General features: G+C 63.3%; 24 protein-coding genes and 1 pseudogene. 16 read left to right on the forward strand and 9 right to left on the reverse strand.

The genetic code is table 11. The annotated features are described in order from the left end of the window. Nucleotides 1-3 precede the first annotated feature (3 nt). From NKH41_RS06900 to NKH41_RS06915, 4 genes are all read right to left on the reverse strand, one after another. Entirely contained in the window at nucleotides 4-990 is a 987-nt protein-coding gene (locus NKH41_RS06900) for an ABC transporter permease (protein ID WP_023674041.1), read from the reverse strand. A 107-nt stretch (nucleotides 991-1,097) separates the two neighbouring features. Continuing rightward, complete coding sequence (locus NKH41_RS06905) at nucleotides 1,098-2,030, reverse strand: substrate-binding domain-containing protein (protein WP_352473388.1); 933 nt, start codon at nucleotides 2,028-2,030, stop codon at nucleotides 1,098-1,100. 250 nt (nucleotides 2,031-2,280) lie between these two features. Continuing rightward, the gene (locus NKH41_RS06910) at nucleotides 2,281-3,075 is read right to left on the reverse strand and encodes an SDR family oxidoreductase (RefSeq protein WP_352768852.1); all 795 of its coding nucleotides are present in this window, start codon (nucleotides 3,073-3,075) and stop codon (nucleotides 2,281-2,283) included. Between the two features lie 78 nt (nucleotides 3,076-3,153). Further along, nucleotides 3,154-4,311, reverse strand: coding sequence for a fumarylacetoacetate hydrolase family protein (locus tag NKH41_RS06915; RefSeq protein WP_352768849.1), 1,158 nt, complete (start codon nucleotides 4,309-4,311; stop codon nucleotides 3,154-3,156). A gap of 225 nt (nucleotides 4,312-4,536) precedes the next feature. Here NKH41_RS06915 and NKH41_RS06920 point away from each other — a divergent pair, with 225 nt between their 5' ends. The 8 genes and pseudogenes from NKH41_RS06920 (at nucleotide 4,537) to NKH41_RS06955 (ending at nucleotide 12,698) form a co-directional block, all read left to right on the forward strand. Continuing rightward, nucleotides 4,537-5,820 (forward strand): NAD(P)/FAD-dependent oxidoreductase, encoded by a 1,284-nt coding sequence (locus NKH41_RS06920; RefSeq protein ID WP_352768846.1) that lies wholly within the window; start codon nucleotides 4,537-4,539, stop codon nucleotides 5,818-5,820. A gap of 84 nt (nucleotides 5,821-5,904) precedes the next feature. Continuing rightward, on the forward strand, nucleotides 5,905-6,792 hold the full coding sequence (locus NKH41_RS06925; RefSeq protein ID WP_352768843.1) for an ABC transporter permease: 888 nt from the start codon (nucleotides 5,905-5,907) through the stop codon (nucleotides 6,790-6,792). Beyond that, nucleotides 6,789-7,667 carry an ABC transporter permease gene (locus NKH41_RS06930; protein WP_352768840.1) on the forward strand — a complete coding sequence of 293 codons (879 nt, stop codon included), beginning with the start codon at nucleotides 6,789-6,791 and terminating at the stop codon, nucleotides 7,665-7,667. The genes NKH41_RS06925 and NKH41_RS06930 overlap by 4 nt, the downstream gene beginning before the upstream one ends. Then, nucleotides 7,652-8,723: pseudogene (locus tag NKH41_RS06935) on the forward strand (ABC transporter substrate-binding protein). The gene NKH41_RS06930 and the pseudogene NKH41_RS06935 overlap by 16 nt, the downstream one beginning before the upstream one ends. Before the next feature lie 179 nt (nucleotides 8,724-8,902). After that, a complete protein-coding gene (locus tag NKH41_RS06940) occupies nucleotides 8,903-9,511 on the forward strand; it encodes a cupin domain-containing protein (RefSeq protein ID WP_352768835.1) in 609 nt (202 codons plus the stop codon). Further along, nucleotides 9,501-10,586, forward strand: coding sequence for an ABC transporter ATP-binding protein (locus NKH41_RS06945; protein ID WP_352768832.1), 1,086 nt, complete (start codon nucleotides 9,501-9,503; stop codon nucleotides 10,584-10,586). Before NKH41_RS06940 ends, NKH41_RS06945 begins: the two co-directional genes overlap by 11 nt. Before the next feature lie 34 nt (nucleotides 10,587-10,620). Beyond that, entirely contained in the window at nucleotides 10,621-12,048 is a 1,428-nt protein-coding gene (locus NKH41_RS06950) for an aldehyde dehydrogenase family protein (RefSeq protein ID WP_352768829.1), read from the forward strand. A 296-nt stretch (nucleotides 12,049-12,344) separates the two neighbouring features. Beyond that, nucleotides 12,345-12,698 carry an ArsC family reductase gene (locus NKH41_RS06955; RefSeq protein ID WP_352502008.1) on the forward strand — a complete coding sequence of 118 codons (354 nt, stop codon included), beginning with the start codon at nucleotides 12,345-12,347 and terminating at the stop codon, nucleotides 12,696-12,698. 155 nt (nucleotides 12,699-12,853) lie between these two features. Here the strand turns inward: NKH41_RS06955 and NKH41_RS06960 are convergent, their stop codons facing one another. The 3 genes from NKH41_RS06960 to NKH41_RS06970 form a co-directional block, all read right to left on the reverse strand. Then, nucleotides 12,854-13,219 (reverse strand): DUF488 domain-containing protein, encoded by a 366-nt coding sequence (locus tag NKH41_RS06960; RefSeq protein WP_352779517.1) that lies wholly within the window; start codon nucleotides 13,217-13,219, stop codon nucleotides 12,854-12,856. 57 nt (nucleotides 13,220-13,276) lie between these two features. Further along, the gene (locus tag NKH41_RS06965) at nucleotides 13,277-14,533 is read right to left on the reverse strand and encodes an aminopeptidase (protein ID WP_352768826.1); all 1,257 of its coding nucleotides are present in this window, start codon (nucleotides 14,531-14,533) and stop codon (nucleotides 13,277-13,279) included. Nucleotides 14,534-14,612: 79 nt separating this feature from the next. Further along, nucleotides 14,613-15,527 (reverse strand): LysR substrate-binding domain-containing protein, encoded by a 915-nt coding sequence (locus tag NKH41_RS06970; RefSeq protein ID WP_352768823.1) that lies wholly within the window; start codon nucleotides 15,525-15,527, stop codon nucleotides 14,613-14,615. A 97-nt stretch (nucleotides 15,528-15,624) separates the two neighbouring features. On the opposite strand from NKH41_RS06970, the gene NKH41_RS06975 reads away from it, so the two are divergent. The 3 genes from NKH41_RS06975 (at nucleotide 15,625) to sbmA (ending at nucleotide 18,495) form a co-directional block, all read left to right on the forward strand. Continuing rightward, entirely contained in the window at nucleotides 15,625-15,834 is a 210-nt protein-coding gene (locus NKH41_RS06975) for a hypothetical protein (protein ID WP_352473371.1), read from the forward strand. A gap of 113 nt (nucleotides 15,835-15,947) precedes the next feature. Then, nucleotides 15,948-17,102: a YbfB/YjiJ family MFS transporter gene (locus NKH41_RS06980; RefSeq protein ID WP_352681102.1), complete on the forward strand. Its 1,155-nt coding sequence runs from the start codon at nucleotides 15,948-15,950 to the stop codon at nucleotides 17,100-17,102. Nucleotides 17,103-17,217: 115 nt separating this feature from the next. Next, nucleotides 17,218-18,495 carry a peptide antibiotic transporter SbmA gene (gene sbmA / locus NKH41_RS06985; RefSeq protein WP_352768820.1) on the forward strand — a complete coding sequence of 426 codons (1,278 nt, stop codon included), beginning with the start codon at nucleotides 17,218-17,220 and terminating at the stop codon, nucleotides 18,493-18,495. 27 nt (nucleotides 18,496-18,522) lie between these two features. On the opposite strand, the gene NKH41_RS06990 is transcribed toward sbmA, so the two are convergent. After that, the gene (locus tag NKH41_RS06990; protein WP_352768817.1) at nucleotides 18,523-19,515 is read right to left on the reverse strand and encodes a polysaccharide deacetylase family protein; all 993 of its coding nucleotides are present in this window, start codon (nucleotides 19,513-19,515) and stop codon (nucleotides 18,523-18,525) included. A gap of 205 nt (nucleotides 19,516-19,720) precedes the next feature. Between NKH41_RS06990 and NKH41_RS06995 the strand changes: the two genes are divergently transcribed. Then, nucleotides 19,721-20,386, forward strand: coding sequence for a tetratricopeptide repeat protein (locus tag NKH41_RS06995; RefSeq protein WP_352768814.1), 666 nt, complete (start codon nucleotides 19,721-19,723; stop codon nucleotides 20,384-20,386). Nucleotides 20,387-20,392: 6 nt separating this feature from the next. After that, on the forward strand, nucleotides 20,393-21,826 hold the full coding sequence (der, locus tag NKH41_RS07000; protein ID WP_352682787.1) for a ribosome biogenesis GTPase Der: 1,434 nt from the start codon (nucleotides 20,393-20,395) through the stop codon (nucleotides 21,824-21,826). A 10-nt stretch (nucleotides 21,827-21,836) separates the two neighbouring features. Here der and NKH41_RS07005 read toward each other — a convergent pair whose 3' ends face one another. After that, nucleotides 21,837-22,754, reverse strand: coding sequence for a LysR substrate-binding domain-containing protein (locus tag NKH41_RS07005; RefSeq protein WP_352768811.1), 918 nt, complete (start codon nucleotides 22,752-22,754; stop codon nucleotides 21,837-21,839). A 120-nt stretch (nucleotides 22,755-22,874) separates the two neighbouring features. Here NKH41_RS07005 and NKH41_RS07010 point away from each other — a divergent pair, with 120 nt between their 5' ends. The 3 genes from NKH41_RS07010 (at nucleotide 22,875) to NKH41_RS07020 (ending at nucleotide 26,140) form a co-directional block, all read left to right on the forward strand. Next, nucleotides 22,875-24,194 carry an MFS transporter gene (locus NKH41_RS07010; protein WP_352768810.1) on the forward strand — a complete coding sequence of 440 codons (1,320 nt, stop codon included), beginning with the start codon at nucleotides 22,875-22,877 and terminating at the stop codon, nucleotides 24,192-24,194. Nucleotides 24,195-24,301: 107 nt separating this feature from the next. Continuing rightward, entirely contained in the window at nucleotides 24,302-25,486 is a 1,185-nt protein-coding gene (locus NKH41_RS07015) for a cell wall hydrolase (protein ID WP_352768808.1), read from the forward strand. 255 nt (nucleotides 25,487-25,741) lie between these two features. Continuing rightward, nucleotides 25,742-26,140 carry an AtpZ/AtpI family protein gene (locus NKH41_RS07020; protein WP_352501994.1) on the forward strand — a complete coding sequence of 133 codons (399 nt, stop codon included), beginning with the start codon at nucleotides 25,742-25,744 and terminating at the stop codon, nucleotides 26,138-26,140. Nucleotides 26,141-26,186: the final 46 nt, after the last annotated feature.

The raw sequence follows: 26,186 nt of genomic DNA on the forward strand, positions 1-26,186 counted from the left end.
GGTTCAAGTCCCTGCCTGATGCCGGCGTTCCAGCCATGAATGGAGCGCCATCATGCCGAGGATGATGGCGCCGATGAAAATATTATAGGCAAGGCCCGGCACACCGATCAGCACGATGCCGTTGCGCATCACGCGCAGGATCAGGATACCGAGCACCGTGCCGATGATTGTGCCGCGCCCGCCTGTCAGCGCCGTGCCGCCGATCACCACCATGGCGATGACTTCGAGCTCGTAGCCGGTGCCGCTGTTGGGGTTGGCCGCCGAGGTGCGCAGCGAGGAGATGACCCCGGCAAGCGAGGCCAGGATCGACGACAGGATGAACAGGCCGATCTTGACACCGCTGACATTGACGCCGCGCGCCCTTGCAGCACTCGGGTTGCCGCCGGCCGCCTGGATCCAGTTGCCTGTCCGGCTCTGCGTCAGCACGTAACCGAGCGCGATTGCGGCGGCGATGAACCAGAACAGCGACATGTAGATACGGAACGGCCCGATGAAGAAATCGCCGACCAGCGCTTCCGCCAGCCAGCTGCCCTCGGCGCTCCAGGTCCGCTGCGGAAACCCGTTGGTGACGAACAAAGCGGTGCCGCGCACCACCAGCAGCATGCCCAGCGTCACCAGGAAGGACGGGATCTTGAGCTGCGTCACGAACCAGCCATTGACCAGTCCAATGAACGCAGCGACCACCAGCGCAATGACGAAAGCGGCTTCCAGCGAGGCGACGCCGCTGTTGAACAACGTCCACATCAGGACCGGCGAGAAGCCGAACACCGAGCCGACCGAGAGGTCGAATTCGCCTGATGTCATCAACAGCGTCATCGCCAGCGCGATCAGCCCGAGCTCGACCGTGAAGGCCAGCGTGTTCGAGATGTTTTGCGGCGACAGGAAGTCGTGGTTGATGCCCCAGAACACAGCGATCTCGACGACGAGCAGCACGAACGGCCCGAACTCGGGCCGCGCGATCGAGCGTTGGATAAGAGAACGATTTTCCACCTTGGACCCGCGATAGGATTGGATTTGGCCGCGACCGCAACCGGCTTCGGCGGAATGATGAGACGGTCACGGCCGCAGAAGCGGCCGTGACCAACTCGATCGCGGATTTATTTGCCGGACAGGATCTTGTCGTAGACTGCCGCGGTGTCCTTCTCGTAGAGCGCGCCGGTGATCACGTCGAAGCCGGGCGGAATACCGCTCGCCGCCATGTTGGCGAGCGAGAGCGCGACGTAGCTGGTCGCCTGCGGATCCTGCCACTGCGCGGCATTGACGTAGCCGTTCAGCACTTCCTGGGTGGTGTCGAGCGAGTTGCCCCAGCCGACGACCGGGATTTCGCCCGGCTTGACGCCGACCTGGTCGAACACCCGCTTGATCGAACCGGTGACAAGGTCGCCGAGGCCGATAACCGCCTTGACCTTGGCCCTGTTGGCGGTGAGGTAATCGACCATGCGGTTGATCACTTCGGCCTGGTCGAGCGTCGCTTCGGTGATTTCGTAGGTGATGCCGAGCGGCTCGAACACGCTCTTGATGCCTTCCTCTTCCTGGACGCCATAGGTGGCACCGGGAATTTCGACCGGCATCCAGACGAAGTCGCCCTTCTTCACAAGGCCCTTGTCGACCAGATACTGCGCCCAATGTTTGCCGAAGGTGACGTTGTCGCCGCCGACATAGGCGTTGAAGTCCGCCTTCGGGTCGGGCGTGTTGAAGTTGATGATCGGGATGTTCGCCGCCCGCGCTTCCTTGGCGATCTCGACAAGGCTGCCCGGATCAGGGCTGGTCGTGGTGATGCCGTCGGCCTTGGCCGAAATCGCGGCGCGAACAGCCTCCTGCTGCGACGCCACGTCGCCATTATGGAACGACGTGTTGACGGTGTTGCCGGTGTCCGCCGCCCATTGCTTGGCGCCGGCAAGGAAGTAGGTCCAGACCGGATCGGCCGGGCCGCCATGCGAAATCCAGTAGAACGTCTTGGCCTGTGCCGCGGCCGGAATGGCCAGGGCCACCACCAAGCCAAGTACAAGCAGTCTTAGCCTCGTCAGCATTTGATTTCCTCCCATTTGAACCGAACTCCTCCTCCGACGACGATCGCGGCCAAAAACCGTGCGCGGCCAAAGCCGTGATCGCATTTGCCAGCGTCGACCTGGGCGCATTAGAGCATTCCCTTTTTCGATCGATGGCAAGCCTCGATTGCCAATGGACGTTGGCGCAAGGCACCGCGCCATCAGCAATCCCATCAGATTGCATCAGTTTGGCTGATATTTTCCAGGCGGGCGACGATCGGCCTTGCGACCGTCATGCAATGCTGCGCGGCGGCGCGCCGAGCACGGATTGCTCTAGGTCGATAAGCGTCCCGGTCATCAGCCCGGAGGCGTCGCTGAGCAGGAACAGCGTTAGCTGGGCGACTTCGTCCATGGTCAGCAATCGACCAAGCGGCAGGCCGGCGGCGGCAATCTTTGCCCAGTTTTCGCCCTTGCCCAGCGTGCGCGCCTGCATCTCTTGTTCGGCCGGCGTCGCTACCCAGCCCATGTTGATGCCGTTGACGCGGATGCGATCGGAAAGATGCGCGTTGGCAATGTTTCTGGTCAGCGTCGAAAGCGCGCCCTTGGTTGCGGAATAGATGGCAAGGTCCGGCGCACCGCAATGCGCATTCACCGACAGTATGTTGACGATGGCCCCCGCCGCCCGCCGTGTCTTCATGTCGGCTACGGCCGCCTGCATGAGGAAGAACGGCGCGCGCGCATTGACGGAAAACAACCTGTCCCAGTCGTCGATTGTGCCAGTTTCCAGCGAGGCCCGGTCGGTGAGGGCCGCGGCGTTCACCAGACAATCGATGCGGCCGAGTCTTTTGATCGCTTCCGCCATGACAGCTGCAGGCGCGGCCGGATCTCCAAGGTCGGCCTGGATGAAGACGACGGGCCGGCTTGGTCGTGAAAGCTCTTCGGCGATGCGTCTGCCACGCTCGGCATTGCGGCCGACAATGGCGATCCCTTCGCCGCCGTCGGCTGAGGCCAGCCGGGCGATGGTCTCGCCAAGCCCTTGCGTTCCGCCGGTAACGACAAGGGTCTTGCCCTCAAGAGCGACGATCAATGGACTCTCCCGAATGCCGACGAGCAGGTAATTTCCAATCAGAGAATTCTAGAATCTATCGGATGTTAGGCTGGGGGACTAGATGAGGTCGGCCCTGGCGAGGTCGCGCATCAGGTGGCTGGCGCCGTAGGTCCAGTGTGGGCAGTCGGGTGACAGCCGCACGCGGTTGACCAAGGCGCCGAATTTCTCCGACGAGATGGTGACGATGTCGCCGACTTTGTGGGTAAAGCCCTTGCCTGTTTCGCCGCGATCCTTCGACGGCACGAACATCGTGCCGAGATAGAGCGCCAGCCCGTCGGGGTATTGATGATGCGGCCCCATGGCGGCGGCGACCAACTCTTCCGGCGAGCGGCTGATCTCGGCCATCGAACTGGCGCCCTCCAGCGAGAACCCATCCTCGCCCTCGACCTTCAGGCGTACGATCGCCTGTTTTACGTCGCCAATGGAAAATGTCTCATCGAACAGCCGGATAAAGGGGCCAAGTGCTGCCGAAGCGTTGTTGTCCTTGGCTTTGCCGAGCAGCAGCGCCGAGCGCCCCTCGACGTCGCGCAGATTGACGTCGTTGCCGATCGTCGCCCCGACAATCCTGCCGCTGCTGGCGGCAATCATGGCGATCTCCGGCTCCGGATTGTTCCATGTCGAAACCGGATGCAGGCCGACATCGGCGCCGAAGCCGACCGAGGCCATCGGCTGGCACTTGGTGAAGATCTCGGCATCGGGGCCGATGCCGACTTCCAGATATTGCGACCAGGCGCCGCGCGCTATCAGCTTGGCCTTGATCTCCATCGCTTCCGGCGAGCCGGGCTTGAGCTTCGACAGATCGTGGCCGATCAGCCCGGCGATGTCGGCGCGAATGGCGTCGGCCTTTTCCGCCGAACCGCGCGCCTGCTCCTCGATCACCCGTTCGAGCAGACTGACGACAAAGGTGACGCCAGACGCTTTGATCGCCTGCAGGTCGACGGGGGACAGCAGGTACGGTTTCCCCGGATCGCGCGCTGTCTCGAAACTGTTGGCGGCAATGGCATCGAGCGGGCCGATCGGCCTCCCATTGGCCGAGCGGACGTGCCTCGCCGGGTCCGGCAATTCGCAAACGTCGCGCACGGTCGGTGCCACATTTGACGTGATGTCGAAGACCGTGCCGTCACGCACCGTGACCACCAGCGGATGGGAAGCATCGCTCGCCCTGGCGCGGCCCACGAAGAGGCCTTCGGCGGGCAAATGTGTGGCGTTCGTCATGGCTTACATTTCCTGTTGGCTTGTCCTTCGGCCGCGGCACTTTCAACAAATTCCCGCCAAAGGTCTATCCCGCTTGCAGGGCGAGCTTTGTCAATTCTTTCAAGCGGTCTTCGCATCGCTGGACCTTGATCGAGCCTGACGTGCGCCAACGGCGACGGAAAACGCTCTTTCAAAATAATGAAACCGTCGCTAGGGTTTTCACCTACTGAAATCTCCAGGTGACGCTTGCCCGTACGGTTTTCCGATCCAATCTGGCAGAAGCCGCGGACAGCCACCGCGTTCCAGTCGCTTTTTCCCGCCGGCCAATGCGTCGATGTCGTTATCGTCGGCGGCGGTATCATGGGGCTGTCGACAGCCTTGCACGCTGCCCGGTTCGGCCTTGCCGTCCAGGTGCTGGAGGCCGGCGAAATTGGCAATGGCGCATCCGGCCTGAACGGCGGTCAGGTCATTCCCGGCCTGAAATACGATCCGGATTGGCTGCTGGAGCATTTTGGTCTCGAACGCGGCGAAGCGCTCGTCAACTTTGCCGCCTCGACCGCTGACACCGTCTTCGAATTGATCCGCGACGAAAGACTGGCGGTGCCGTTCGTCCGCAATGGCTGGATCCAGGCGGCGCATACCGAGACCGCGCTGAAAGCGGCGGCAAGCCGGGATCGGCAGTGGCGGGCGCGCGGCGCCGATGTCCGGCTGCTGAGCGCGACGGAGATCGCGACGATGACCGGCGCGCAAGGCTATCTCGGCGGCTGGCTCGATCGCCGCGCCGGTGTCATCGATCCGCTCGCCTACACGTCGGAACTGGCGCGCGTCGCTGTAGCGGCGGGCGTGAAAATCGCCGAACGCCAGAACGTGATGCAGATCAGCCAGAATGCTGGCATTTGGCACGTTTCTACAGAAAGCGGCGCCGAACTCAAGGCCAAGGCGATTGTCCTGGCGACCAACGCCTATACGGGCGGCCTGCTTCCCGGCCTCGCCGAGACGATCGTCCCGCTGCATTCCTTCCAGATCGCGACAGCACCGCTATCGTCCAATCTCGCGGCGGCTATCCTGCCGGAAGGGCAGGCAGTGTCGGATTCGCGCCGCATCCTCGTCTATTACCGCAAGAGTGCCGATGGCCGGCTGGTGCTCGGCGGACGCGGCCGCATGGCCTTGCCGAACGGCCCGGCCGACTGGGCGCATCTGGAGCGCGCGCTGCTGCGGCTTTATCCGGCGCTGTCAGACATTGCCATTGAAAAGCGGTGGTTCGGCCGGGTGGCAATGACGCCGGACCATCTCCCGCATATCCACGAGCCAGAGAAGGGTCTGCTGGCGGTCGTCGGTTGCCAGGGCCGCGGCATCGGCCTGATGACCGCGCTTGGCGAGCGCATCGCCTCCTACCTGTCGAGCGGCGACACCAGGCAATTGCCGTTCCCGGTCTCGCCGATCCGGCCGATTCCGTTTCATGCGTTTCGGCAGGTCGGCGTCGCCGCGACGATCGCCTGGTACCGGATGCTGGACGCGTTCGAACGCTGACGTTCATGCCCAAGCATGAAACAGCTTGACAATTTCACAAATATGAAAAAAGCTTAATCGATTTCAAATTTCGATGGACAGCCGATGTCGACCATCGTCGTAACTCAGTTGCTGCCGGAAACCCGGTCTTCGCCGGCCTTCCGCTTCGCCATGCTGCTGCCCGGCGGGCTGGTCACCTTCTTGCTGATCCTTTTCGCCCTTGGCCTGGTGTTCTTTCTCGCCTTTCGCGGCAATGACGGCTCGCTGCTGGGGGCTGGTTTCACCCTTGCGAATTTCGTCACTGTGGCCACCGATCCGCTGTACTGGACGGTGACGCTGCGCTCGCTGGGTATCGCCGGCCTGGTGACGCTGGCAACCGTCGTCACCGCCTATCCCGTTGCCTACTATCTGGCTTTCCATGCCGGGCGGTGGCGCGGGCTGCTGTTGTTCCTGCTGACCCTGCCGTTCTGGACCAGCTATCTGCTGCGCGTCTTCGCCTGGAAGATCGTGCTTGCCTATAATGGCGTGCTGAACTCGGCGCTGATCGAAAGCGGCATCTGGTCGGAGCCGACATTGGCCTTCCTTAATACGCCGGCAGCGGTCGTCGTCACGCTTGCCCACGCTTATGCGCCGTTCGCGATCCTGCCCATCTATGTGGCGCTGGACACGATCCCGAAATCGCTGCTCGAAGCTGCTTCCGATCTCGGCGCAAAACCGTTCACCAGCTTCCGTCGCATCGTGCTGCCCAATTCGATGCCGGGCGTGCTGGCGGCTGCTCTCGTCGTCTTCGTGCCGACCGTCGGCGATTATGTGACGCCGGCGCTGGTCGGCGGCCCTGCCAGTACAATGATCGGCACACTGATCCAGGCCGAGTTCGGCAAGGCCAATGACTGGCCGTTCGGCGCCGCACTCGCCGTCGCCGTCATGCTGGTCATTCTCGCCGTGGTGCTGGTGGTGCGCTTCGCCGACCGCCGATACGGCAGCCGCACATGAACACGGCGCGTATCGATGCAAGGCAGGGCAGCGGCTGGCTGGGTGTCTATGTCCTTGCCTATCTGGTGTTCCTGTATCTGCCGATACTGCTGATCCCGCTGTTTTCATTCAACAATTCGATCCAGGCGGCATTTCCGCTGCAAGGCTTCACGCTTGAGTGGTACGGCACACTTTACGGCAATTCGGCGCTGTCCGGTGCGCTTGCCACCAGCCTCGTCATCGGCGCCATTGCCGCCACCGGCGCAACACTCTGCGGCATTACCGTGTCCTATATGGACCTCTACGGTCGCTCGCCGCTGGCCGCCACGATCAGTGCCATTGCGCGGCTGCCGATCCTGATCCCCGGCGTCATCGTCGGCATCTCGCTGTTGATCCTGGTCAATCTCGCCGGTTTCGGGCCGTCGCGCATTGCCATTGTGCTCGGCCATGTATTGGTGGCGCTGCCGACGACGGTGGTGGTCATGCGCAGCCGCTTCGCCGCCATCCCGAAGACCATCCGTGAGGCAGCGCTCGACCTCGGCGCCTCGGACTGGACGACCTTCAGACGGGTGATGCTGCCGCTCAGCCTGCCCGCCATTATTTCGGCGTTCATGCTGGCCTTCCTGACCTCGTTCGACGAGTTCATCGTCGCCTTCTTCCTTGCCGGCACCGAGCCGACGCTGCCGCTTTATATCTGGAGCCAGCTGCGCTTCCCGAAATCGCTGCCGACCGTCATGGCGCTCGGCACGGCGATCCTGGCCGTGTCGTTCGTCATCGCCGCACTCGCCGAAATCCTGCGCCATCGCGGGCTTGCCGCCACCCGGCGGCCAGCGCCCGCCAGCCTGTCAAAACCAGAAGAAACCGAAAGAGGAGAACTGCAATGGCATTCGACCTGAAATCGATAACGGCAAAGACAACGAAAACCGGACTGGCTGCTTTCGCGCTGGCGCTTGCGTCGACTGTCGCCTTTGCCGGCGACAAGCTGCAATATTTCACCTGGTCGGGCTATGAACTGCCCGACTTCAACAAGAGCTTCCTCGCCGCGCACCCCGATGGTGTCGAAGCCTCGATGTTCGGCGACGACGATGACGCCTTCACCAAGGTCAAGGCCGGCTTCCGCCCCGATGTCGCGCACCCTTGCTATGACAAGGTGGCGCGCTGGAACAAGGAAGGCCTGCTGCAGCCGATCGACACCAAGCGCATCAAGAACTGGGATTCGATCTTCCCGGTCTTCAAGAACCTGCCCGACCTGCAGGCCGGCGACGGCCAAGGTCTGGATGGTGCCGTGGGACTGGGGCAATACCTCGATCCTCTACCGCACCGATCTGGTGAAGAACCCGCAAGCCAGCTGGAACCTGCTCTGGGACAAGCAATATGCCGGGCGCATGGCGACCATCGATGCCGTCCACGACACACCGGTGGTGGCGGCCCTTCTGGCCGGCGTCAATCCATTCGACATGACACCGGAACAGATGGACAAGGTGGCGGAAAAACTGCGCGAGCAGCGCCCGCTGCTCTCGAACTACACCACCGACATGACCTCGGTCGAACAGGCACTGGCGAGCGGCCAGCTGGTCGCGGCCATGACCTGGAACGCCTCGGCCACCTCGCTGAAGAAGCAGGGCGTGCCTGTAGAGTTCATGAAGCCGAAGGAAGGCATGCTGACCTGGGCTTGCGGCTTCGTCATGCTCAAGGACGCCAAGAACGTCGATCTTGCTTATGACTTCATCAACAGCCGGCTGGAAACGGATTCCGGAAAGTATCTGATCCAGGCCTACGGCTATGGCAGCTCGACCAGCTCGGCTTTCGCCGCCGTGCCGAAGGAGGAGTTGGAGAAACTGCAGCTGCCTTCCGATCCCGAGGTGATGCTGAAGACCACGATCTTCACCGGGCCGATGAAACAGAATGACGAACTCGCCAAGATGTTCGAGAAGGTCAAGGCAGGCGGCTGAGTTCGCTCTTCCTTCTCCCCTTGCGGGAGGAGGTGTCGCCGAAGGCGACGGATGAGGGGTGTTCCAGATGGCACCGACAGCACTCCGGCCAACACCCCTCATCCGTCTCGGCGCTTCGCGCCGATCCACCTTCTCCCACAAGGGGAGAAGGGAAAACCTAACCAAACAAGGACGAACGAATGGACATGCTGGACGAAGCGGCTGAGAAGCCGAAGGACGACGCCGACGTCAGGGTCGGCCGGCGCGTGCGAGCGCTCAGGCTGGAGCGCAATCTCTCGCTGGCCGAACTTGCCGCCAAGGCCGGTGTCTCGATAGGTGCGCTAAGCCAGATCGAGCGCGGCATGTCGTCATTGCGGGTCCGCGTGATTTGGCCGCTCGCCGCCGCACTCGACATCGAGCCGTCGGCGCTGATCGCCGACGGCAATGATGTCGGCAACGACCTCTATTGCGTGCGCGCCAACAGCCGGCGGCAGATCCCGGTAAAATCGGAAGGCATCGCCAAGGCGCTGCTGTCGCCGCCGGCCGCCACGCTGACCGGCATGCTGGTGACCGTTGACGCCGGTGGCGGCACCGCCGAAGCTTACGCCCATGCCGGCCATGAATTCGGCTTCGTCCTGTCGGGCGAGGTCGAGCTGGTGGTCGATTCGACCAGATACGGGCTGAAGGCCGGCGACAGCTTCGCCTTCAGGAGCACGTTGCTGCATGCCTTCCGCAATCCGGGCAGCGAGCGCTGCCAGATCCTGTGGGTCAACACCACCAAGCCGTCCGAGGTTCGCGATGGCGCCTGATCCTCTCGTCCGGCTGGACAAGGTCTCCAAGATTTTCCCCGGCGGCATCGTCGGGCTCGACGCCGTCGATCTTGACATTGCCCGCGGCGAGTTCCTGACCTTGCTCGGACCGTCCGGCTGCGGCAAGACCACCAGCCTGCGTGTCATCGCCGGCTTCGAGAGCCCGTCGAACGGCAAGGTCCTGCTCGAAGGCCGCGACATCACGGCGCTCAGGCCCTTCGCCCGTCCTGTCAATACCGTGTTCCAGGACTACGCGCTGTTCCCACACATGAACGTTGCCGAAAATGTCGGCTTCGGCCTGTCGCTGCGCAAGCTCTCCGGTGCCGAACAGGCAAAGCGCGTCGGCGCAGCGCTCGACATGGTCGGCCTTGCCGAGAAGCCCCGCGCCCGCGTGTCCGAATTGTCGGGTGGCCAGCGCCAGCGCGTCGCACTTGCCCGCGCGATCGTCTGCGAGCCGCGTGTGCTGCTGCTCGACGAGCCGCTGTCGGCGCTCGACGCGCATCTGCGCGAGCAGATGCAGGTCGAACTGAAGCGACTGCAGTCGCGGCTCGGCACCACTTTCGTCATGGTCACGCACGACCAGACCGAGGCGCTGTCGATCTCAGACCGCATTGTCGTCATGAACAAGGGCCGCATAGAGCAGATTGCGCCGCCGGCGACCGTTTACGATCGACCCGCCACCAAATTCGTCGCCAGCTTCATCGGCACCATGAACCTTCTGCAGTCGCGCTTTGTCGGCCGTGACGGCGAGCGCTTGCGGTTCATCGCCGGCGCTCTGCCGCTGGAAGCGATTTCGGATAAAGGCGAGCTGCCTGGCGAGGGCACGGTGCGCACCATCGGCGTGCGTCCGGAGGACCTTTTGGCCACGACCGAGGCGGCGGCCGGTACTGCACCGGTGCGGGTGAACAGCATCGTCTTTCACGGCCGCACCTTGCGCCTTCATGCAGAGTTGGGGCAGGGGACACAGGTGGTGATCGACGCGCCGCGCCGGACAGAGGGTTTTCAATTCAGCGTCGGCGACGTGGCGCATATCAGCCTGCGCCGTGGTGCCAACTGCCCTATGCTGCCTAGCTAGTCTCACTCATTTCCAGAAAACCGGAGCACGGCCCATGAGCAATCATCTCAATTTTTTCATCGGCGGCAAATGGGTCGGCCCCGTGGTTCCGGCAACGCTGGATGTGATCGATCCGTCCACTGAAGAGGCCTACACCAAAATCTCGGTCGGCTCGAAAGCCGATGTCGACAAGGCCGTGGCTGCAGCCAAGGCGGCATTCCCGGCCTTTTCGCAAACGACCAAGGCCGAGCGCCTGAAGCTGCTGAAGCGTATCCTCGAAATCTACAATGAGCGCTACGAGGACATCGCCCAGGCGGTTAGCCAGGAAATGGGCGCGCCGATCAGGTGGGCGCGCGAGGCGCAGGCCTGGGCGGGCAGGGCGCATATGGAAGCCACTATCAAGGCGCTGGAGGATTACGAATTCCGCGAGAAGCGCGGCACCACCATGGTGGTCAAGGAGCCGATCGGCGTCTGCGCGCTGATTACACCGTGGAACTGGCCGCTCAACCAGATAGTCTGCAAGGTGGCGCCGGCCATCGCCGCCGGCTGCACCGTCGTTTTAAAGCCTTCCGAAATCGCGCCGATCAGCGGCATCATCTTTTCCGAGGTGATGGACGCCGCCGGCACGCCGAAGGGCGTCTACAATATGGTGAATGGCACTGGTCCGGATGTCGGCCAGGTCATGGCTGGCCATCCCGACGTAGACATGGTCTCGTTCACCGGGTCGACCCGGGCCGGCATCATTGTCGCCAAGACGGCGGCCGAGACGGTCAAGCGCGTGGCGCAGGAACTCGGCGGCAAATCGGCCAACATCGTGCTGCCCGACGCTGACTTCGAGACGGCGGTGCGCAAGGGTGTCAACGCCTGCTTCGGCAATAGCGGCCAGTCTTGCGATGCGCCGACCCGCATGCTGGTGCCGGCCGCCCGTCACGACGAGGCGCTGACGATCGCCAGGAAGGCCGCCGAACGGCACAAGGTCGGCGACCCGCGCTCGGAGGAGACCAAGCTCGGGCCGGTGGTCAGCAACATCCAGTTCGACAAGATCCAGCGGTTGATCGAGGCCGGTATCGCCGAGGGTGCGACGCTGGTCACCGGCGGCCCCGGCCGGCCGGAACACCTCAACCGTGGCTATTATGTGCGACCGACCGTTTTCGGCCACGTCAGGCCTGGCATGACCATCGAGAAGGAGGAGATTTTCGGGCCGGTCCTGTCGGTCATCTCCTACGATGACGATGATGATGCGGTGAAGATCGCCAACGACACCGTCTATGGCCTGGCTGCCTATGTGCAGTCCGGGGATATCGACCACGCCCGCAAGATTGCCAGCCGCCTGCGTGCCGGGCAGGTGTCGATCAACTATCCGGAATGGGATACGTTTGCGCCCTTCGGCGGCTACAAGCAGTCCGGCAACGGCCGCGAATACGCCGGCTGGGCGATCCACGATTTCCTCGAGATCAAGGGCATCATCGGCTACGGCGTCTGAGCGTTCAACATTGGCATTACGCCAACGTCAAGTTTGTTGCGAGCGTTGGTGCCTCGGCACCGGCGTTCGGTTGAACGGCCACGACGGCTCCGTGGCCGCAATGTGAGTGCGAAGCAGGGTCGCCTCAGATCGTCTTGAGATAGCCGGCCAACTGATCCGCCACCGTGCCCCAGCCGTCGTGAAAGCCCATCTCCTCGTGACAAGCGTGAAAATCGCCGACGGCCGGCGAGGCCGCTGGAAAAGTCAGAGGCGCGGTTTTAGGGTGCCGCTAGATTCGACCGGTCCGAGGATCCGTTTTGACGATCACCATGTACGGCATTACCAATTGCGATACGGTCAAGAAGGCGCGTTCCTGGCTGGCGAGCCATGATGTTGCCTATCGCTTTCACGACTACAGGGCAGACGGGCTTGAAGCGGATCGGCTGAACGGCTGGTCAGGCAAGGTCGGCTGGGAAATCCTGCTCAACAAGGCGAGCACAACGTTCCGTGAACTGTCGGACGAGGACAGACTGGGCTTGGACGAGAACAAGGCCAAGGCGCTTATGCTGGCCAAACCGACGATGATCAAGCGTCCGGTGCTGGAACTTGGCGACAGGGTTCTCGTTGGCTTCAAGCCTGATGTTTATCAGCAGGCGGTGAGTGGGAAATAGGACCGACCCGCCATGATCCGTCGCGTCCCCCTCTGTCCTGCCGGACATCTCCCCCACAAGGGTGGAGATTGGCAGCTTCGGCGCTCCGCTCACCACTGCAACCTTGGATATTGGCGATAGCCGGCGACATGCCGCCTGCCTGCATATTGATCGTATCAAACGCTTGTGGTTTTCCCACGCAAATAGCTCGCCAGCGCCACCGCGTTATTGTGCTTCTCGTCATGCGCGCCGTAGAGCAGCGTCACCCGGCCTTTGTCGAGCAGAGCGCATAGCTGGCCGACCGCCTCGCCGTTCCGGTCGAGCTCATCGCGGTATCGCCGCTGGAACTCCGCCCAGCGCGCCGGCTCATGGCCGAACCATTTGCGCAACGCAGTGCTTGGCGCGATGTCCCTTAGCCATAGCGTCAGCGCCGCGTCCTCTTTGCGGACGCCGCGAGGCCATATGCGGTCGACGAGCACCCGCTGCCCGTCATCGGGCGCCGGCGGCTCATAGATGCGCTTGACCGCGAGCTCCATTGCCAACTCCGCATGGGCCAGCAGGCGCCGCTGCTTGCTGGCCTTCGCTTAAAGATCCCGGGCCTAAACCCACTCGCCCTTGCGCATCACCGGCACGCGGCTGCCGTCCTTATGGACGCCGTCTATGTCGATCTTGTCCGAGCCGATCATCCAATCGATGTGGATGAAACTCTTGTTGCCGCCGCGTGCCGCGATCTCGTCCTGGCCGAGCGAGGCGCCGTCGACGAAGCACTTCGAATAGCACTGGCCGAGCGCGATGTGGCAGGCGGCGTTCTCGTCGAACAGCGTGTTGAAAAACAGCAGCCCGCTTTTGGCGATCGGCGAGGAATGCGGCACCAGCGCCACCTCGCCGAGACGGCGCGAGCCTTCGTCGGTATCGAGCACCTTTTGCAGCACATCCTCGCCCTTCGTGGCCTTGGCCTCGACAATGCGGCCCACCTCGAAACGCACCGCAATGCCATCGATCAGGGTGCCCTGATAGGACAGCGGCTTGGTGCTGGTGACATGGCCTTCGACGCGCCTTGCATGCGGCGTGGTGAAAACCTCTTCGGTCGGGATGTTGGGGTTGCAGGTGATGCCGTTCTTGGCGGTCGAGGCGCCGCCCATCCACTCGTGGCCGTCGGCCAGCCCGACGGTCAGGTCGGTGCCGGGGCCGGTGAAATGCAGCGCGTGGAAATTGTGGCCGTTCAGCCATTCGGTGCGGCTCTTCAACGCCGCATTGTGCGCCGTCCAATTGCCGATCGGGTCTTCGACATCCACGCGCGAGGCGGCAAAGATGGCGTCGGCGAGCTTGGCCACGGCGACGTCGTCGGCGTCGTCCGGGAATACCTGCTTGGCCCAGGCCTGATCGGGATAGGCGACGATGTTCCAGTTGATGTCGAAGCCGGTGATCTTCTCCAGCGCCGGCTGGTAGGCCATCGAATTCGCCTTGTTGGCACGCGCCACCTTTGCCGGGTCCTGAGAAGAAAGCAGCGACGGATCCTCGCCGCGCACGGCGAGCCTCGCCGCATTGTTGGCGAAAGCTTTTGCCATGCCTTCGTAGAGCCAGCCGGCGGCGCAGTCGAAACCGGCGTCGGCGCCGTAGCGGAAGCGCGCGAGAGTGATCTCATCGTCGTTGAAGATCGGCGTCACCAGGCCGGCACCTGCCTTGTAGGCGTGCTCGATGATCCGCCGCGTCAAAGGCAGCGCGGCAATAGACGAGGTCAGCACCAGATCCTGCCCCGGCTGCAATTGCAGCCCGACCTTGACGGCGACCTCCGCCAGCCTGTCGAGCTTCACCGGGTCGATGCTTGCGGAAACGCCGCGCGAATGTGTGGTCATGATCCTGCCTGCCGTGATTGGGGACTGTTTCTTACATAGACCGGCGCTGCCGACCTTCCACCGTGATGTGCCGGCAGGTCTAGCTGACGCTCTCGAGCGACCTGAACTGCGCCATCGTCGCCTCGATCTCTTCGCGGATCCAGGTCTTGAAATCCCTGACTTTGCGGCTTTCGCTCTTGCTGGCCGAGGTCACCAGCCAATAGCCGAGGCCGCTCTGGGCGCGTATGCCGAACGGCGCGACGAGACGTCCGTCGGCCAGTGCGTCGGCGGCCAGCAACTGCCAGCCGAGCATGACGCCGTGACCGGCAATCGCCGATTCCAGGCACAGCATCGGATCTGTGAAGCGCGCGCCCTTCATGAAGGTGACCGGCTTCACCCCGGCCGCTTCGAACCAGCTCTCCCAACTGATCATCGATCTTTCGTCCGTGATCGCACAGGTCAAAGCAAGGTCCTCGATCGATCTCAGCTTGCTGGCGATCACCGGTGCACAGACCGGAAACACCTCCTGCGCCAGCAGCAATTCGGCGCGCCCGCCCGGCCATTTGCCGTCGCCGAGCCGAATGGCGACGTCGATGTCCGAACGATCGAGATCGGCAAGCCGCACCGAGGCATCGATGCGCAGGAGCACGTTCGGATGGCGGGCAAAATGCCGCGACAGCCGCGGCAGCAGCCATTTCGAGGCGAAAGCCGGCGCCACCGAAACCACCAGCGTGCACTCCGAGCTTTCATCGGCAAGCGCCATCGCCTGCGCAAGTTCGCGAAACCCTGCGCTGAGCCGCGCGGCAAAGGCGGTGCCGAATTCCGTCGCCACCAGGCCAGCTGGCGTTCGTTCGAACAGCGCCCGGCCGAGCTGCTTTTCTGTCCGGTTGATCTGCTGGCTGACGGCGCTGACCGAGACGTTGAGCTCGCCGGCCGCCGCCGCGAGCGAGCCCAGGCGGGCAACGGTTTCCACAGCGCGCAAGCCGTTGAGATGGACGCGGTTCAGAGTAGCCATACAGTTTTTCTAAACTGGAGCGGCGGAAATCTCAATTGCCAGACGCTAACGACCGGCGGATTCTAAGTGGGTTACGCAGAGTGAGGAGGCAAATCCGATGAAGATTTTATCATGGCTCGGCGCCTTTTCCCCGATCGGAACGCAGCCGCACCGGCATGACAGCGAGGCCATCAATTGGGTGACCGATCCGCTGTCGCATCCGGTGCTCGACACCATGTCGGAGCGCGAACTCGCCGACATGCCGTTCAGGCTGACCGCGCGTCGTACCCGCTTCGAGACGGCCCCGCCAAGGACCTGCTGCGGCTGAACAAGGACTTGCTGGCACTTCAGGTGAGCCGGCCGCCGACGCGGCTGCGCAGCCCTTCTGGCCCAATAAAAGGCGGATTGTCTCGCCGTCAGGCGCACCTATGGTGCACCGCGATGAACATCGCTTCGCCCTTGCGCCTGGCAATCGCCGGCATGATCGCCCTGGCCGTCGCCATGGGCATCGGCCGCTTCGTCTATACGCCGATCCTGCCTGGCATGATGGAAGAGCTCGGCCTGTCGCCGGCCGATGCCGGCTGGATCGCATCGGCCAATTATCTCGGCTATCTCGTCGGCGCGCTTGCCGCCACCGGCGGCTGGGCGCAAGGCCGCGAGCGCCAGCTGATGCTGGCCGGCCTTGCCGCCACCGCGATCCTCGCCGGCCTGATGGGCCTGACCGGTACCATGCCCGGCTTTCTCCTCATCCGCTTTCTTGCCGGCGTTGCAAGCGCCTTTGTCCTGGTCTTCATGACCAGCATCGTTTTCGGTCATCTCGCCGCGGCCGGTCGAAACGACCTGCAGGCGCTGTATTTCGGCGGTGTCGGCCTCGGCATCGCGGCGTCCTCGGCGCTATTGGCGCTCCTCGTCACCGAACATGCCGGCTGGGCGGCGGGCTGGCTGTGGTCGGCGGTGATTTCTGCCTGCGGCTTTGCCGCCGTCGCCTTGCTGGCCGGCGGCACCTCGGCCGCGAACAGCACCACCGGGAGCGAGCCGGCCTTGCCGAAGCACCGGTCGCTGGTGAAGATCATCGTCGCCTACGGCCTGTTCGGCTTCGGCTACATCGTCACGGCAACGTTCCTGGTCGCCATCGTCCGCCAGGGCGGCGGCGGCCGCGTCTTCGAGGCCGTGGTCTGGATGGTCACCGGCCTTGCCGGTTCCCCCTCGGTCTGGCTGTGGCAGAAGCTTACGGCCAGGATCGGGCTCTATGCCACCTATGCTCTGGGGTGCCTGGTCGAGGTGGTCGGCGTCAGCGCCAGTGTCGTCATGGGCGGGCGCACCGGGCCGCTGCTCGGCGGCCTTCTTGTCGGCGGCACCTTCATCGCCATCACCGCGCTTGGCCTGCAGGCCGGCAGGCAGCTTGCTCCGCAAGCACCACGCCGGATGCTGGCGGTGATGACGGCCGCCTTCGGCCTCGGCCAGATCATCGGCCCGATCGTCGCCGGGCTGCTTGCGCAGGCCTCGGGCAACTTTTTCCTTGCCTCGATCGTGGCCGCCGCCGTCCTGCTCGCTTCCGGCGCGATCGCCTGGTCGGCTGCGCCAAAATCGCCATGATTATGGTCTTGCTCGACGACGGGCATTGGGTCGCGGGCATTTTCTTTCCCACTAATGTGTGACTGTATGCCTGCTCAACCCGCTGATTTGCGCATCGACCGAGGATTTCCCTACAGTGTTCGTATCCTTCTTCCCGCAGCCGAAGCTTTTTTTTATCTCGGCGTTCGCATGGAGCATTCTGCTCGTCATCCTGTGGTTTCTTGGCGGCGAACACCTTGGCACGATACTCGGCATGCCGCCGGTCGATCCGCAGGCCCCGCCTGTCATCAGCCCAATTAGGTTCCTGACACCGTCATTCCTTTGGTTCTACGGATATTTCTTCGCGGGTATGGGTCTATTTTACCTTTTTTGGGCGCTGTATTCCCCACACCGCTGGCAGAACTGGTCGATCCTTGGTTCTGCTTTGATTATTTTTGTCACTAATTTCATCGTGCAAATAAGCGTGGCGCTCAATGATTGGCGCGGCATGTTTTACGACATGGTGCAGAGGGCGCTGACGACCCCAGGCTCCGTTGCGCCTGCCGAGCTTTACTACGGAGTATGGCAGTTCCTGTCTTTGGCCCTGGTCTATATGACCATTGCCGTTCTGAACGTGTTCTTCGTCAGGCACTATGTCTTCCGCTGGCGCACGGCGATGAACGATTATTTTACGGCTTATTGGCCAAGGCTGCGCCATATTGAAGGAGCATCGCAGCGCGTTCAGGACGACACCATGCGCTTCTCGAGTACAATGCAGGGACTGGGTGTCAACTTTATCGATTCTATTATGACCCTTATTGCCTTCCTACCCTTGCTCGCATTCCTTTCTGTTCATGTTCAAACCCTTCCCATAGTCGGAGCAATTCCTTATCCGCTGGTCATAACGGCGATCGTTTGGTCGTTGTTCGGCACCAGTTTGTTGGCCGTAGTCGGCATTAAGCTTCCCGGTCTTGAGTTCCGCAATCAGCGGGTTGAAGCCGCGTTGCGCAAAGAACTGGTCCTCGGAGAGGATGATATGGCACGCGCGCAACCGCCAACGCTGCGCGAACTTTTCACGAATGTTCGAAGAAACTATTTCACGCTCTACGCACACTACGTTTATTTCGATATGGTACGCTATCTGTATCTTCAGGCCGACAACATATTTGGAACGCTTATTCTGGTACCGACAATCGCGATTGGTAAGATTACATTTGGAGTTTTTCAGCAGATTGTTTCGGCTTTCTCCCAAGTCGCCAGTTCGTTCCAGTATCTCGTCAATTCCTGGCCTACGATCGTTGAGTTGATATCCATCTACAAGCGCCTGCGCGCGTTCGAAGCGACCCTCGAAGGGGCACCGCTGCCGGCGATCGACCAGCACTATCTGGAACGTGAGCAAGCCGGGCTGCGTCCTGAGGACCAGCCGGCAAGCTAAGACTGGCGGGCGGCGGGCGCTTGCGGCTCAGCCGCCCACCGCCGCCTGCCTTTCGCCTCGCCGCGAAACATAATCGTGAAAACTGATGCACTCGACGTCCGCTTTGATGCAGACCTCGCCGGCAAAGCGTTCCAGCGCGTTCCAGTAGGCGCCGTCGTTCATCAGCGTGAAGTGGAAGCCGAGCTCAAGCGGAATGCGCTTGCCCTGGTATTGCGCATCGAAGGCGGCGCGGAACGCGTGATAGGTCCGGTCAGCGAACTCTTCTGCCATGCTTGGTCGCTCGAAGCCGCCGGAATGCCTGACATAGAGATTGTAATCCATGGCGATCACGCGCCTTGAGCTCGGCCCTTCCGGGATCTGCGGCAGCGAAAAGCGCGTGATGCCGTTGACGGTCGGTGGCTCAACCGGCCCACGCGAGACGCCGCTTGCGTCGAGCAGGAAGCCGGCCGCGGGCAGCGCCTCGTAAAGCGCCTTGTTTGCCGACAGATAAGGCGCGCGGAAGCCGACCACTGCCTTGCCTGCGAAATCGCGCCAGCCCTTCGGTTCGGGAGCGATGCCGTTGATCGAATACGCGTTTTCGAGAATATGCTTGAATGAGCCGAACTCGCTCAGCCAGTCGGCCTTGCTCCAGTCCTTGCCGTCGAAATGGCCGCAGCCATGGCTGCCGATGTCGTGGCCTTCCGAGGCGGCGAGGTTGATCTGCTCGAGCCGCTCGGCGACTTCCTGTTTGGAGGCGGCAAAGCCGATGTTCGATTTGCCTTCTGTCTTGCCGGGCGCGGTGTATTCCTTGCGCGTCTCGGGCGACAGCAGGAACACGCAGGAGACGAAATAGGTGAAATGCGCACCCGTGCGTGCGGCCAGCGCCCGGCTGCGCTGCCACTGCGAAATGTCGCGGGCGCTGTCGAATGAGATAATGACGATCTGCTTCGGTTTTGCGGGCGGCGCCGGCGGGTCGGCAAAAGCCGCGCCGGCAGCAAACACGGCAATGGAAAACGCAATAACGCGGGACAAACGGGGCAAAGGCATCTGACTTGATTTAGGGAATGTAGAAGCGACGCCTACCGGTGAAATATGGCACGGGTACGATCGACCTGTCGGCCGCCGTCGGCGGCGACTGCCTCGTGAATAGGCGATTTTCCTGCCGAACCCCTTCCATGCCGGCAAAATTTCGCTAAAACGCGGGCTCATCAACCGCCCCGGCCGGGGCAGGAAATGGTTTTGATCCATGTCGGACGACAGTTTTATCCGCGAAGTCAACGAAGAGATTCGTCGCGACCAGGCGCATGCGCTGTGGGACCGTTTCGGTCCCGCTTTGCTCGTGCTGGCCGTGCTGGTGGTGCTCGGCACTGCTGCTTTCGTCGGCTACCGCTATTGGGACGAGACCCGCGCCAACCGCTCCGGCGATGCCTTCTCGCAGGCGCTCAAGCTTGCCAATGACGGCAAGAACGACGAGGCGCTTGCCGCTCTGGAGGCGTTGGAGAAGGACGGCTACGGCGCCTATCCGCTGCTCGCCCGCATGCGCGCGGCAACCGTCAAGGCGGACAAGGGCGACGTCGACGCCGCCGTCAAGGATTTCGACGAGGTCGCCGCCGACACCAAGATCCCCTCCGGCATTCGCGACATGGCGCGTCTCAGGGCAGCGCTGCTTCTGGTCGATCACGGCTCTTTCGCCGATGTCTCCAGCCGCGTCGAGTCGCTCACCGCCGACACCAACACGCTGCGCCATACGGCGCGCGAGGCGCTTGGCCTTGCCGCCTGGAAGGAAGGCAAGGCGGCGGATGCATTGAAGCTGTTCGACCAGATCGCCGCGGACGACGGCGCCCCGCGCAACACGCGCGAGCGGGCGACATTGATGTCCGAGCTGATCCGCGGCTCGGGCGGCGTGTCGTGATAGTCCATGACCTTCAAAGTCGCCATCATCGGCCGGCCTAACGTCGGCAAATCGACCCTTTTCAATCGGCTGGTGGGAAGGAAGCTGGCGCTTGTCGACGATACGCCCGGCGTCACGCGCGATCGCCGCGTCCATGCCGCAAAGCTCTACGACCTGCATTTCGACGTCATCGACACCGCCGGCTTCGAGGATGCGGCTGCCTCGACGCTGCCCGGCCGCATGCGCGCCCAGACCGAGATCGCCATCCGCGAGGCCGACCTGATCTTTTTCACGATCGATGCCAAGTCCGGGCTGATGCCCGACGACAAGACGTTCGCCGAGATCGTGCGCAAGTCCGGCAAGCCGGTTGTCGTCGTTGCCAACAAGGCTGAGGCGCGCGGCGCCCAGGGCGGCATGCTGGAGGCCTGGGAGCTCGGCCTTGGCGAACCGATCCCGGTCTCGGCCGAACACGGCCAGGGCCTGCCCGATTTGCGCGACGCGGTGATCGCGGCACTTGGCGAGGCGCGCGCCTTCGGCGAGGACGAAGAGGCCGGCGAGGATGAGGTCGCCGCCAGCGAGGTGCTGATCGGCGAGGACATCACCGACCCGGACGCCGAGCCGAGCTATGACGACACCAAGCCGATGCGCATCGCCGTCGTCGGCCGCCCCAACGCCGGCAAGTCGACGCTGATCAACGCACTAATCGGCGAGGAGCGGCTGTTGACCGGCCCTGAGGCCGGCATCACTCGCGATTCCATCTCGGTCGACTGGGACTGGCATGGCCGCCGCTTAAAATTGTTCGACACCGCCGGCATGCGCCGCAAGGCCAGGATCCACGAAAAGCTCGAAGTGATGTCGGTGCAGGACGGCTTGCGCGCCATCCGCTTTGCCGAAATCGTCATCATCGTGCTCGACGCCACCATTCCCTTCGAGAAGCAGGATCTGCAGATCGCCGACCTGATCATCCGCGAGGGCCGTGCCCCGGTGATCGCCTTCAACAAATGGGACCTTGTCGATCATCCCCAGGAGTTGCTGGCCGAGCTGCGCGAAAAAACCGAGCGGCTGCTGCCGCAGGCGCGCGGCATGCAGGCGGTGCCGGTGTCGGCCGAGACCGGGCGTGGCCTCGACAAGCTGATGGATGCCGTCATCCGGACGCATCGAGTTTGGAACAGCCGTGTGTCGACCGGCAAGCTCAACCGCTGGCTGGAAGGCATCCTGGCGCATCATCCGCCGCCCGCCGTCGCCGGGCGTCGGCTGAAGATCAAATATGTCACGCAGGCCAAGACGCGGCCGCCGGGCTTCGTCGTCTCCTGCTCACGGCCGGATGCGATGCCGCAATCCTACGTCCGCTATCTCTCGAACAGCCTGCGCGAGGCTTTCGACATGCCCGGCGTGCCGATCCGCATCGCCTTGCGCACCTCGGACAATCCTTTCGCCGGCAAGGCAAAGAAGCGCCACTGAACCTCTGCCTTTACGCTACGTTGCGCAGAACGGGCGCCGGTTGCGTCTGCGGCAAGGCTTCCAACGCTGCCTGCAGCAGGATGTCGCCAAGCCGCGCTGCCACGGGGTCGGGCTCGGCCTCCTTGCGATGCAGGAACAGCGCCATCTTGGGCAAGGCGGGCAGCCCGGCGATCTCCGGCGTCATCGCCCTGACGCTGGCCGGCAGGCCGATATCGGTGCGGATCGTCAGTCCGAGCCCGGCGGCGACGGCTGCCCAGATGCCGCCAAGGCTCGGGCTGGAGAAGGCCATCCGCCATGCCAGTCCGGCGCGGTCGAGCGTTTCGGTCGCCACGCTGCGCAGCAGGCACGGCGCTTCGAGCGCCACCAGCGGCAACGCCTCGCCATCGCGCAGGCTGGTCTCGATCTGTTTTGCCGGGCCGATCCAGCGCATCTGGACGTCGGCGACATGCCGGCTGTAGGGCAGCGTCGCGCCATTGTGCCAGGCAAGCGCGATATCGAGGCTGCCCGAAATGATCCGTTCGGCAAGCTCATGGCTGCGTGCGATCCTGGCCTCGATCTTGACCTTGGGATGGGCGCGGGCGAAGCGTCCGAGCACCTCCGGCAGCACCGCCTCGCCGAAATCCTCCTGTAGCCCAAGCCGCACCCAACCCTCCAGCTCGACATCGTGGATGGCGGAGGCGGCCTCGTCATTGAGCTCGATCAGCCGCCTCGCGTAGCCGAGCATGGTCTCGCCCGCGTCCGTCAGCGCCAGGCCACGCCCAGATTTGCGGAAGATCGGCATCGCCGCCTGCTCCTCCAGCTTCTTCAATTGCGCACTGATTGCCGAGGTCGAGCGGCCGAGCCGGTCGGCGGCCTTGGCGAAGCTGCCCAGCTCCATGCCGGTAACGAAGCTGCGCAGAACGTCGAGATCGAATGTCACGCGTCGCATGCCAATAATCCTGATATTCGGGACATTACGTCAAAAACTTCCTGATATTCAGTACGAAGCTATGGCGGTAGAGAGAGCGCGTCAAGACCGAATGCAGCCGACCCATGCAGGAGCTGAACCATGTCCGCTGTCGCCACACGAGCAGAATGCAAACCGCTTCGCCCGGCCGCCGTTACCACCCCGTCAGAGGCGGCGGTGCTTCGAGCCAATCATCGCTGGAAGGTGCTGGGCATCGGCGTCGCCGCCAATGCCTGCTTTTCCGCGACCTTCTCCGGCATTCCGGCCACGGCGGTGTTCCTGCGCTCGGGCTATCATCTCTCCAATGGCGAGCTCGGCCTGGCGCTTGGTCTTCTCGGCCTGGGTGTGGCGCTGAGCGAATTGCCGTGGGGGCTGCTGACCGATCGCTGGGGCGACCGCCGCGTGCTGCTGACGGGGCTCGGCGCAACCGCGGTCTGGCTGCTTGTCATGGCCGCGCTGGTCGTGCCGTCATCGGCCCATATTCCCGGCATCGCGCTTCTCGCCGCTGCCCTGCTGGTCACCGGATTGCTCGGCGGCAGCGTCAACGGCTCCAGCGGCCGCGCCATCATGGCCTGGTTCGGCGAAGGCGAGCGCGGCTTTGCCATGAGCATCAGGCAGACGGCGGTGCCGCTTGGCGGCGGGCTTGGCGCGCTGGTGCTGCCGTCGCTCGCTTCAGCCCATGGCTTCACGGCAGTCTTCGGACTTCTGGCGGCTGCATCCGCGGTCTCGACCTCGCTCGCCTGGCGCTGGCTGCATCAGCCGCCGGCGCATGACGACGCCCGTTCGAGCAGCGCGGCAAAGCCGGCCGGCCCGGCGCCGCTGCGCAACCCAGCCGTCTGGCGCATCGCAACAGCCATCGGCCTGCTTTGCTTTCCGCAGGTGGCGGTGCTCACCTTTGCTTCCGTGTTTCTCCATGATTTCGCCGGCATGGGAACAGCTGTGATCAGCGCTAGCCTGGCTGCCGTGCAGGTCGGCGCCATGGTCATGCGCGTCTGGAGTGGCCGCTACACCGACCGTCACGGCAACCGCCGGTCGTTCCTGCGTCTGTGCAGCATGCTGAGCGTGGCCGCCTTCACCGTGCTTGCGGCGCTCGTCTTGTTTTCGGCCCAATTCTTGTCAGGCCAAGCGCCGATGCTGTCGCCGGCGATCGTCGCGGTGCTGGTCGTGGCCGGCATCTGCGTCTCCTCCTGGCACGGCGTTGCCTACACCGAGCTTGCAACGCTGGCCGGCGCCAGCCAGGCCGGGACGGCGCTCGGCCTCGCCAACAGTCTGGTCTTCATCGCCTTCTTCCTGGTGCCGATCGCCATTCCCGGGCTTCTCGTGCTCTGCTCGTGGGCAGGCGTCTGGCTGGGTGCGGCTATTTGCGCGCTGATCGCGTGGCCGATCTTTCTTCCGCCAACGGATAGCCGCAAAAGCGCCTGACTTCGACACGAGATGGGAAAACAACGTTCTAAGCTGTTAACGCCCCATCAAGGTTAATGCATCATTGTAGCTCTCCAGTGGGGTCCGTCGCGTTTCTGGAGAGTTCCGTGCATCGACGTGTTTTGACGCGGCTTGTCGCCGCCGCCGGTGAGAAAAAGCGTTCCTTCCTGTCTCCCCTCGTTATTGGCCTTGGCATCTGGATCGGCTTTCCGACGGTCGCTGCCTATCAGGACATGACCAGCCTCGTCTCCGGCCTGGAGGCGCCGAGCGTCCGCTGGAACGCCTATGTCGAGAAATCCGTCGCCGGCTCCGTTCACGCAGCCGAAATGCCCTTCCTCGATTCCAGCAGCACCGGCTCACTCTCCGGGTCCGGTGTCCAGTTGCCCGGCATCGGCGCCGTTTCGTTTCGCGGCAAGGGCGGCATCGCCGGCACGACGCCGGACGAGGACCGCATCACGCGCGCCGACAAGAAGGGCCGCATCATCCAGGTCTCGCCCGTCTCGCCGCCGAAGAACTTCAACGCCGGCTCGATCTTCGAGCGCACCTCTTCGCTGCTCCGCCCAAGCATGGACAGCGGCCTGAGGATGGCCTTCGCCAAGCCCGAGATCAAAGGCAAGGAAATCCAGATCGCCGCCGCCTTCCACACGCGCATCGACAAGAAGCCGGATTCCGGCGTACCGGCGATGCTTGCCGCGCTGGTCAACAATGATCATCCTGACGTGCTGGCGACCGCCTACGCCTCGTCCGCTCCCGATTATGCACAGGCGTCGCCCTTCGAGGCCTTGCTGCAGGACGAGGACCCGAACGACGGCCGCTTCATTCCGCCGCTGAGCAAGGGCGATCATTCCTGGATGCAGACGCCGCTGCCGGCGAGCGTCTTTTCCAAGCCGGAGCAGGCCTGTCTCGCCAACGGCATCTATTTCGAAGCGCGCGGCGAATCCGTGCGCGGCCAGGCCGCCGTCGCCCAGGTCATCCTCAACCGCGTCCGCAACCCCGCCTATCCGAACTCGATCTGCGGCGTCGTCTACCAGAACGACAACTGGTTCAACCGCTGCCAGTTTTCCTTCGCCTGCGACGGCAGGAAGAAGCGCATCGACAACCCCGCTGCCTACAAGACCGCCCAGGATGTCGCCATGGCCGTCACAGCCGGCAAGATCTTCATTCCGGAAGTCGGCTCGTCGACCCATTATTACGCCAACTACGTCCATCCGGGCTGGGCGCGGACGATGCAGAAAATGACCAGGATCGGCCTGCACATCTTCTACCGCACCTATGGTGGCGGCTGGAGCTGAGCGCTCGGGCAGCCCTTGCGTCTTTCGCGCGAGAGCGGCCGATCGAAGACGCATCGCCGCGGGGATTCGGCCGCAGCCCGCCAGAGACCGCGTCGGGCACGATGTCGCACCCGAGCAAGTGGCTGATTTATAACGAAAAAATACTTGAGCTTGAACGTCCGCCCGTGGCTTGACGGGCGCGGACCCTCTAACTATGTTGCCGGCGACTTTAAGAAGCGGACGGACGGTGACGGTCTGACCGGGCAGGGGGGTTGCGTGGCCGACAAGAATGGGCCAGACGGAACCGGCAAAACCGGCCGCGGCAAGCAGCATGAAGCCGACATCCGCGACGACGATCTTGAGCGCCGCCGGCGCGACCTTGAAGCATCACTTGCGACAAGGCGGCCGGACCGGCTCGAGGGGAAAGACGACGCGAAAACGGGCAGTGTGGCCGGGTACGGCCAGGCGCTCAAGCTGTCCAGCGAGTTCATCGCCGGGATAGTGGTCGGTGCGGCTCTCGGCTGGTTTATCGATCGCGTGGCGGGGACATCGCCATGGGGTCTGATAGTCGGGCTGCTGCTGGGTTTTGTCGCCGGCGTGCTCAACGTCCTGCGTTCAGCCGGGCTTGTGTCGGAATTCGGAACGGGCGACAAGCCGCGCGATCCGAAAGAATGAATTGAGGCGCCGCATGCCGGCGCATTGAACAGAATGCTGAAGCCGT

The organism is Mesorhizobium sp. M1169, assembly GCF_040318345.1.
Taxonomy (GTDB): Bacteria; Pseudomonadota; Alphaproteobacteria; order Rhizobiales; family Rhizobiaceae; genus Mesorhizobium.

What these genes read in the sequence shown, in the direction of transcription:
- NKH41_RS06905 (WP_352473388.1), bottom strand. Translation starts at nt 2,030, where the DNA reads ATGCTGACGAGGCTAAGACTGCTTGTACTTGGCTTGGTGGTGGCCCTG.
- NKH41_RS06915 (WP_352768849.1), bottom strand. Translation starts at nt 4,311, where the DNA reads ATGACGAACGCCACACATTTGCCCGCCGAAGGCCTCTTCGTGGGCCGC.
- NKH41_RS06925 (WP_352768843.1), top strand. Translation starts at nt 5,905, where the DNA reads ATGTCGACCATCGTCGTAACTCAGTTGCTGCCGGAAACCCGGTCTTCG.
- NKH41_RS06930 (WP_352768840.1), top strand. Translation starts at nt 6,789, where the DNA reads ATGAACACGGCGCGTATCGATGCAAGGCAGGGCAGCGGCTGGCTGGGT.
- NKH41_RS06940 (WP_352768835.1), top strand. Translation starts at nt 8,903, where the DNA reads ATGGACATGCTGGACGAAGCGGCTGAGAAGCCGAAGGACGACGCCGAC.
- NKH41_RS06945 (WP_352768832.1), top strand. Translation starts at nt 9,501, where the DNA reads ATGGCGCCTGATCCTCTCGTCCGGCTGGACAAGGTCTCCAAGATTTTC.
- NKH41_RS06950 (WP_352768829.1), top strand. Translation starts at nt 10,621, where the DNA reads ATGAGCAATCATCTCAATTTTTTCATCGGCGGCAAATGGGTCGGCCCC.
- NKH41_RS06965 (WP_352768826.1), bottom strand. Translation starts at nt 14,533, where the DNA reads ATGACCACACATTCGCGCGGCGTTTCCGCAAGCATCGACCCGGTGAAG.
- NKH41_RS06970 (WP_352768823.1), bottom strand. Translation starts at nt 15,527, where the DNA reads ATGGCTACTCTGAACCGCGTCCATCTCAACGGCTTGCGCGCTGTGGAA.
- NKH41_RS06975 (WP_352473371.1), top strand. Translation starts at nt 15,625, where the DNA reads ATGAAGATTTTATCATGGCTCGGCGCCTTTTCCCCGATCGGAACGCAG.
- NKH41_RS06980 (WP_352681102.1), top strand. Translation starts at nt 15,948, where the DNA reads ATGAACATCGCTTCGCCCTTGCGCCTGGCAATCGCCGGCATGATCGCC.
- NKH41_RS06995 (WP_352768814.1), top strand. Translation starts at nt 19,721, where the DNA reads ATGTCGGACGACAGTTTTATCCGCGAAGTCAACGAAGAGATTCGTCGC.
- der (WP_352682787.1), top strand. Translation starts at nt 20,393, where the DNA reads ATGACCTTCAAAGTCGCCATCATCGGCCGGCCTAACGTCGGCAAATCG.
- NKH41_RS07005 (WP_352768811.1), bottom strand. Translation starts at nt 22,754, where the DNA reads ATGCGACGCGTGACATTCGATCTCGACGTTCTGCGCAGCTTCGTTACC.
- NKH41_RS07010 (WP_352768810.1), top strand. Translation starts at nt 22,875, where the DNA reads ATGTCCGCTGTCGCCACACGAGCAGAATGCAAACCGCTTCGCCCGGCC.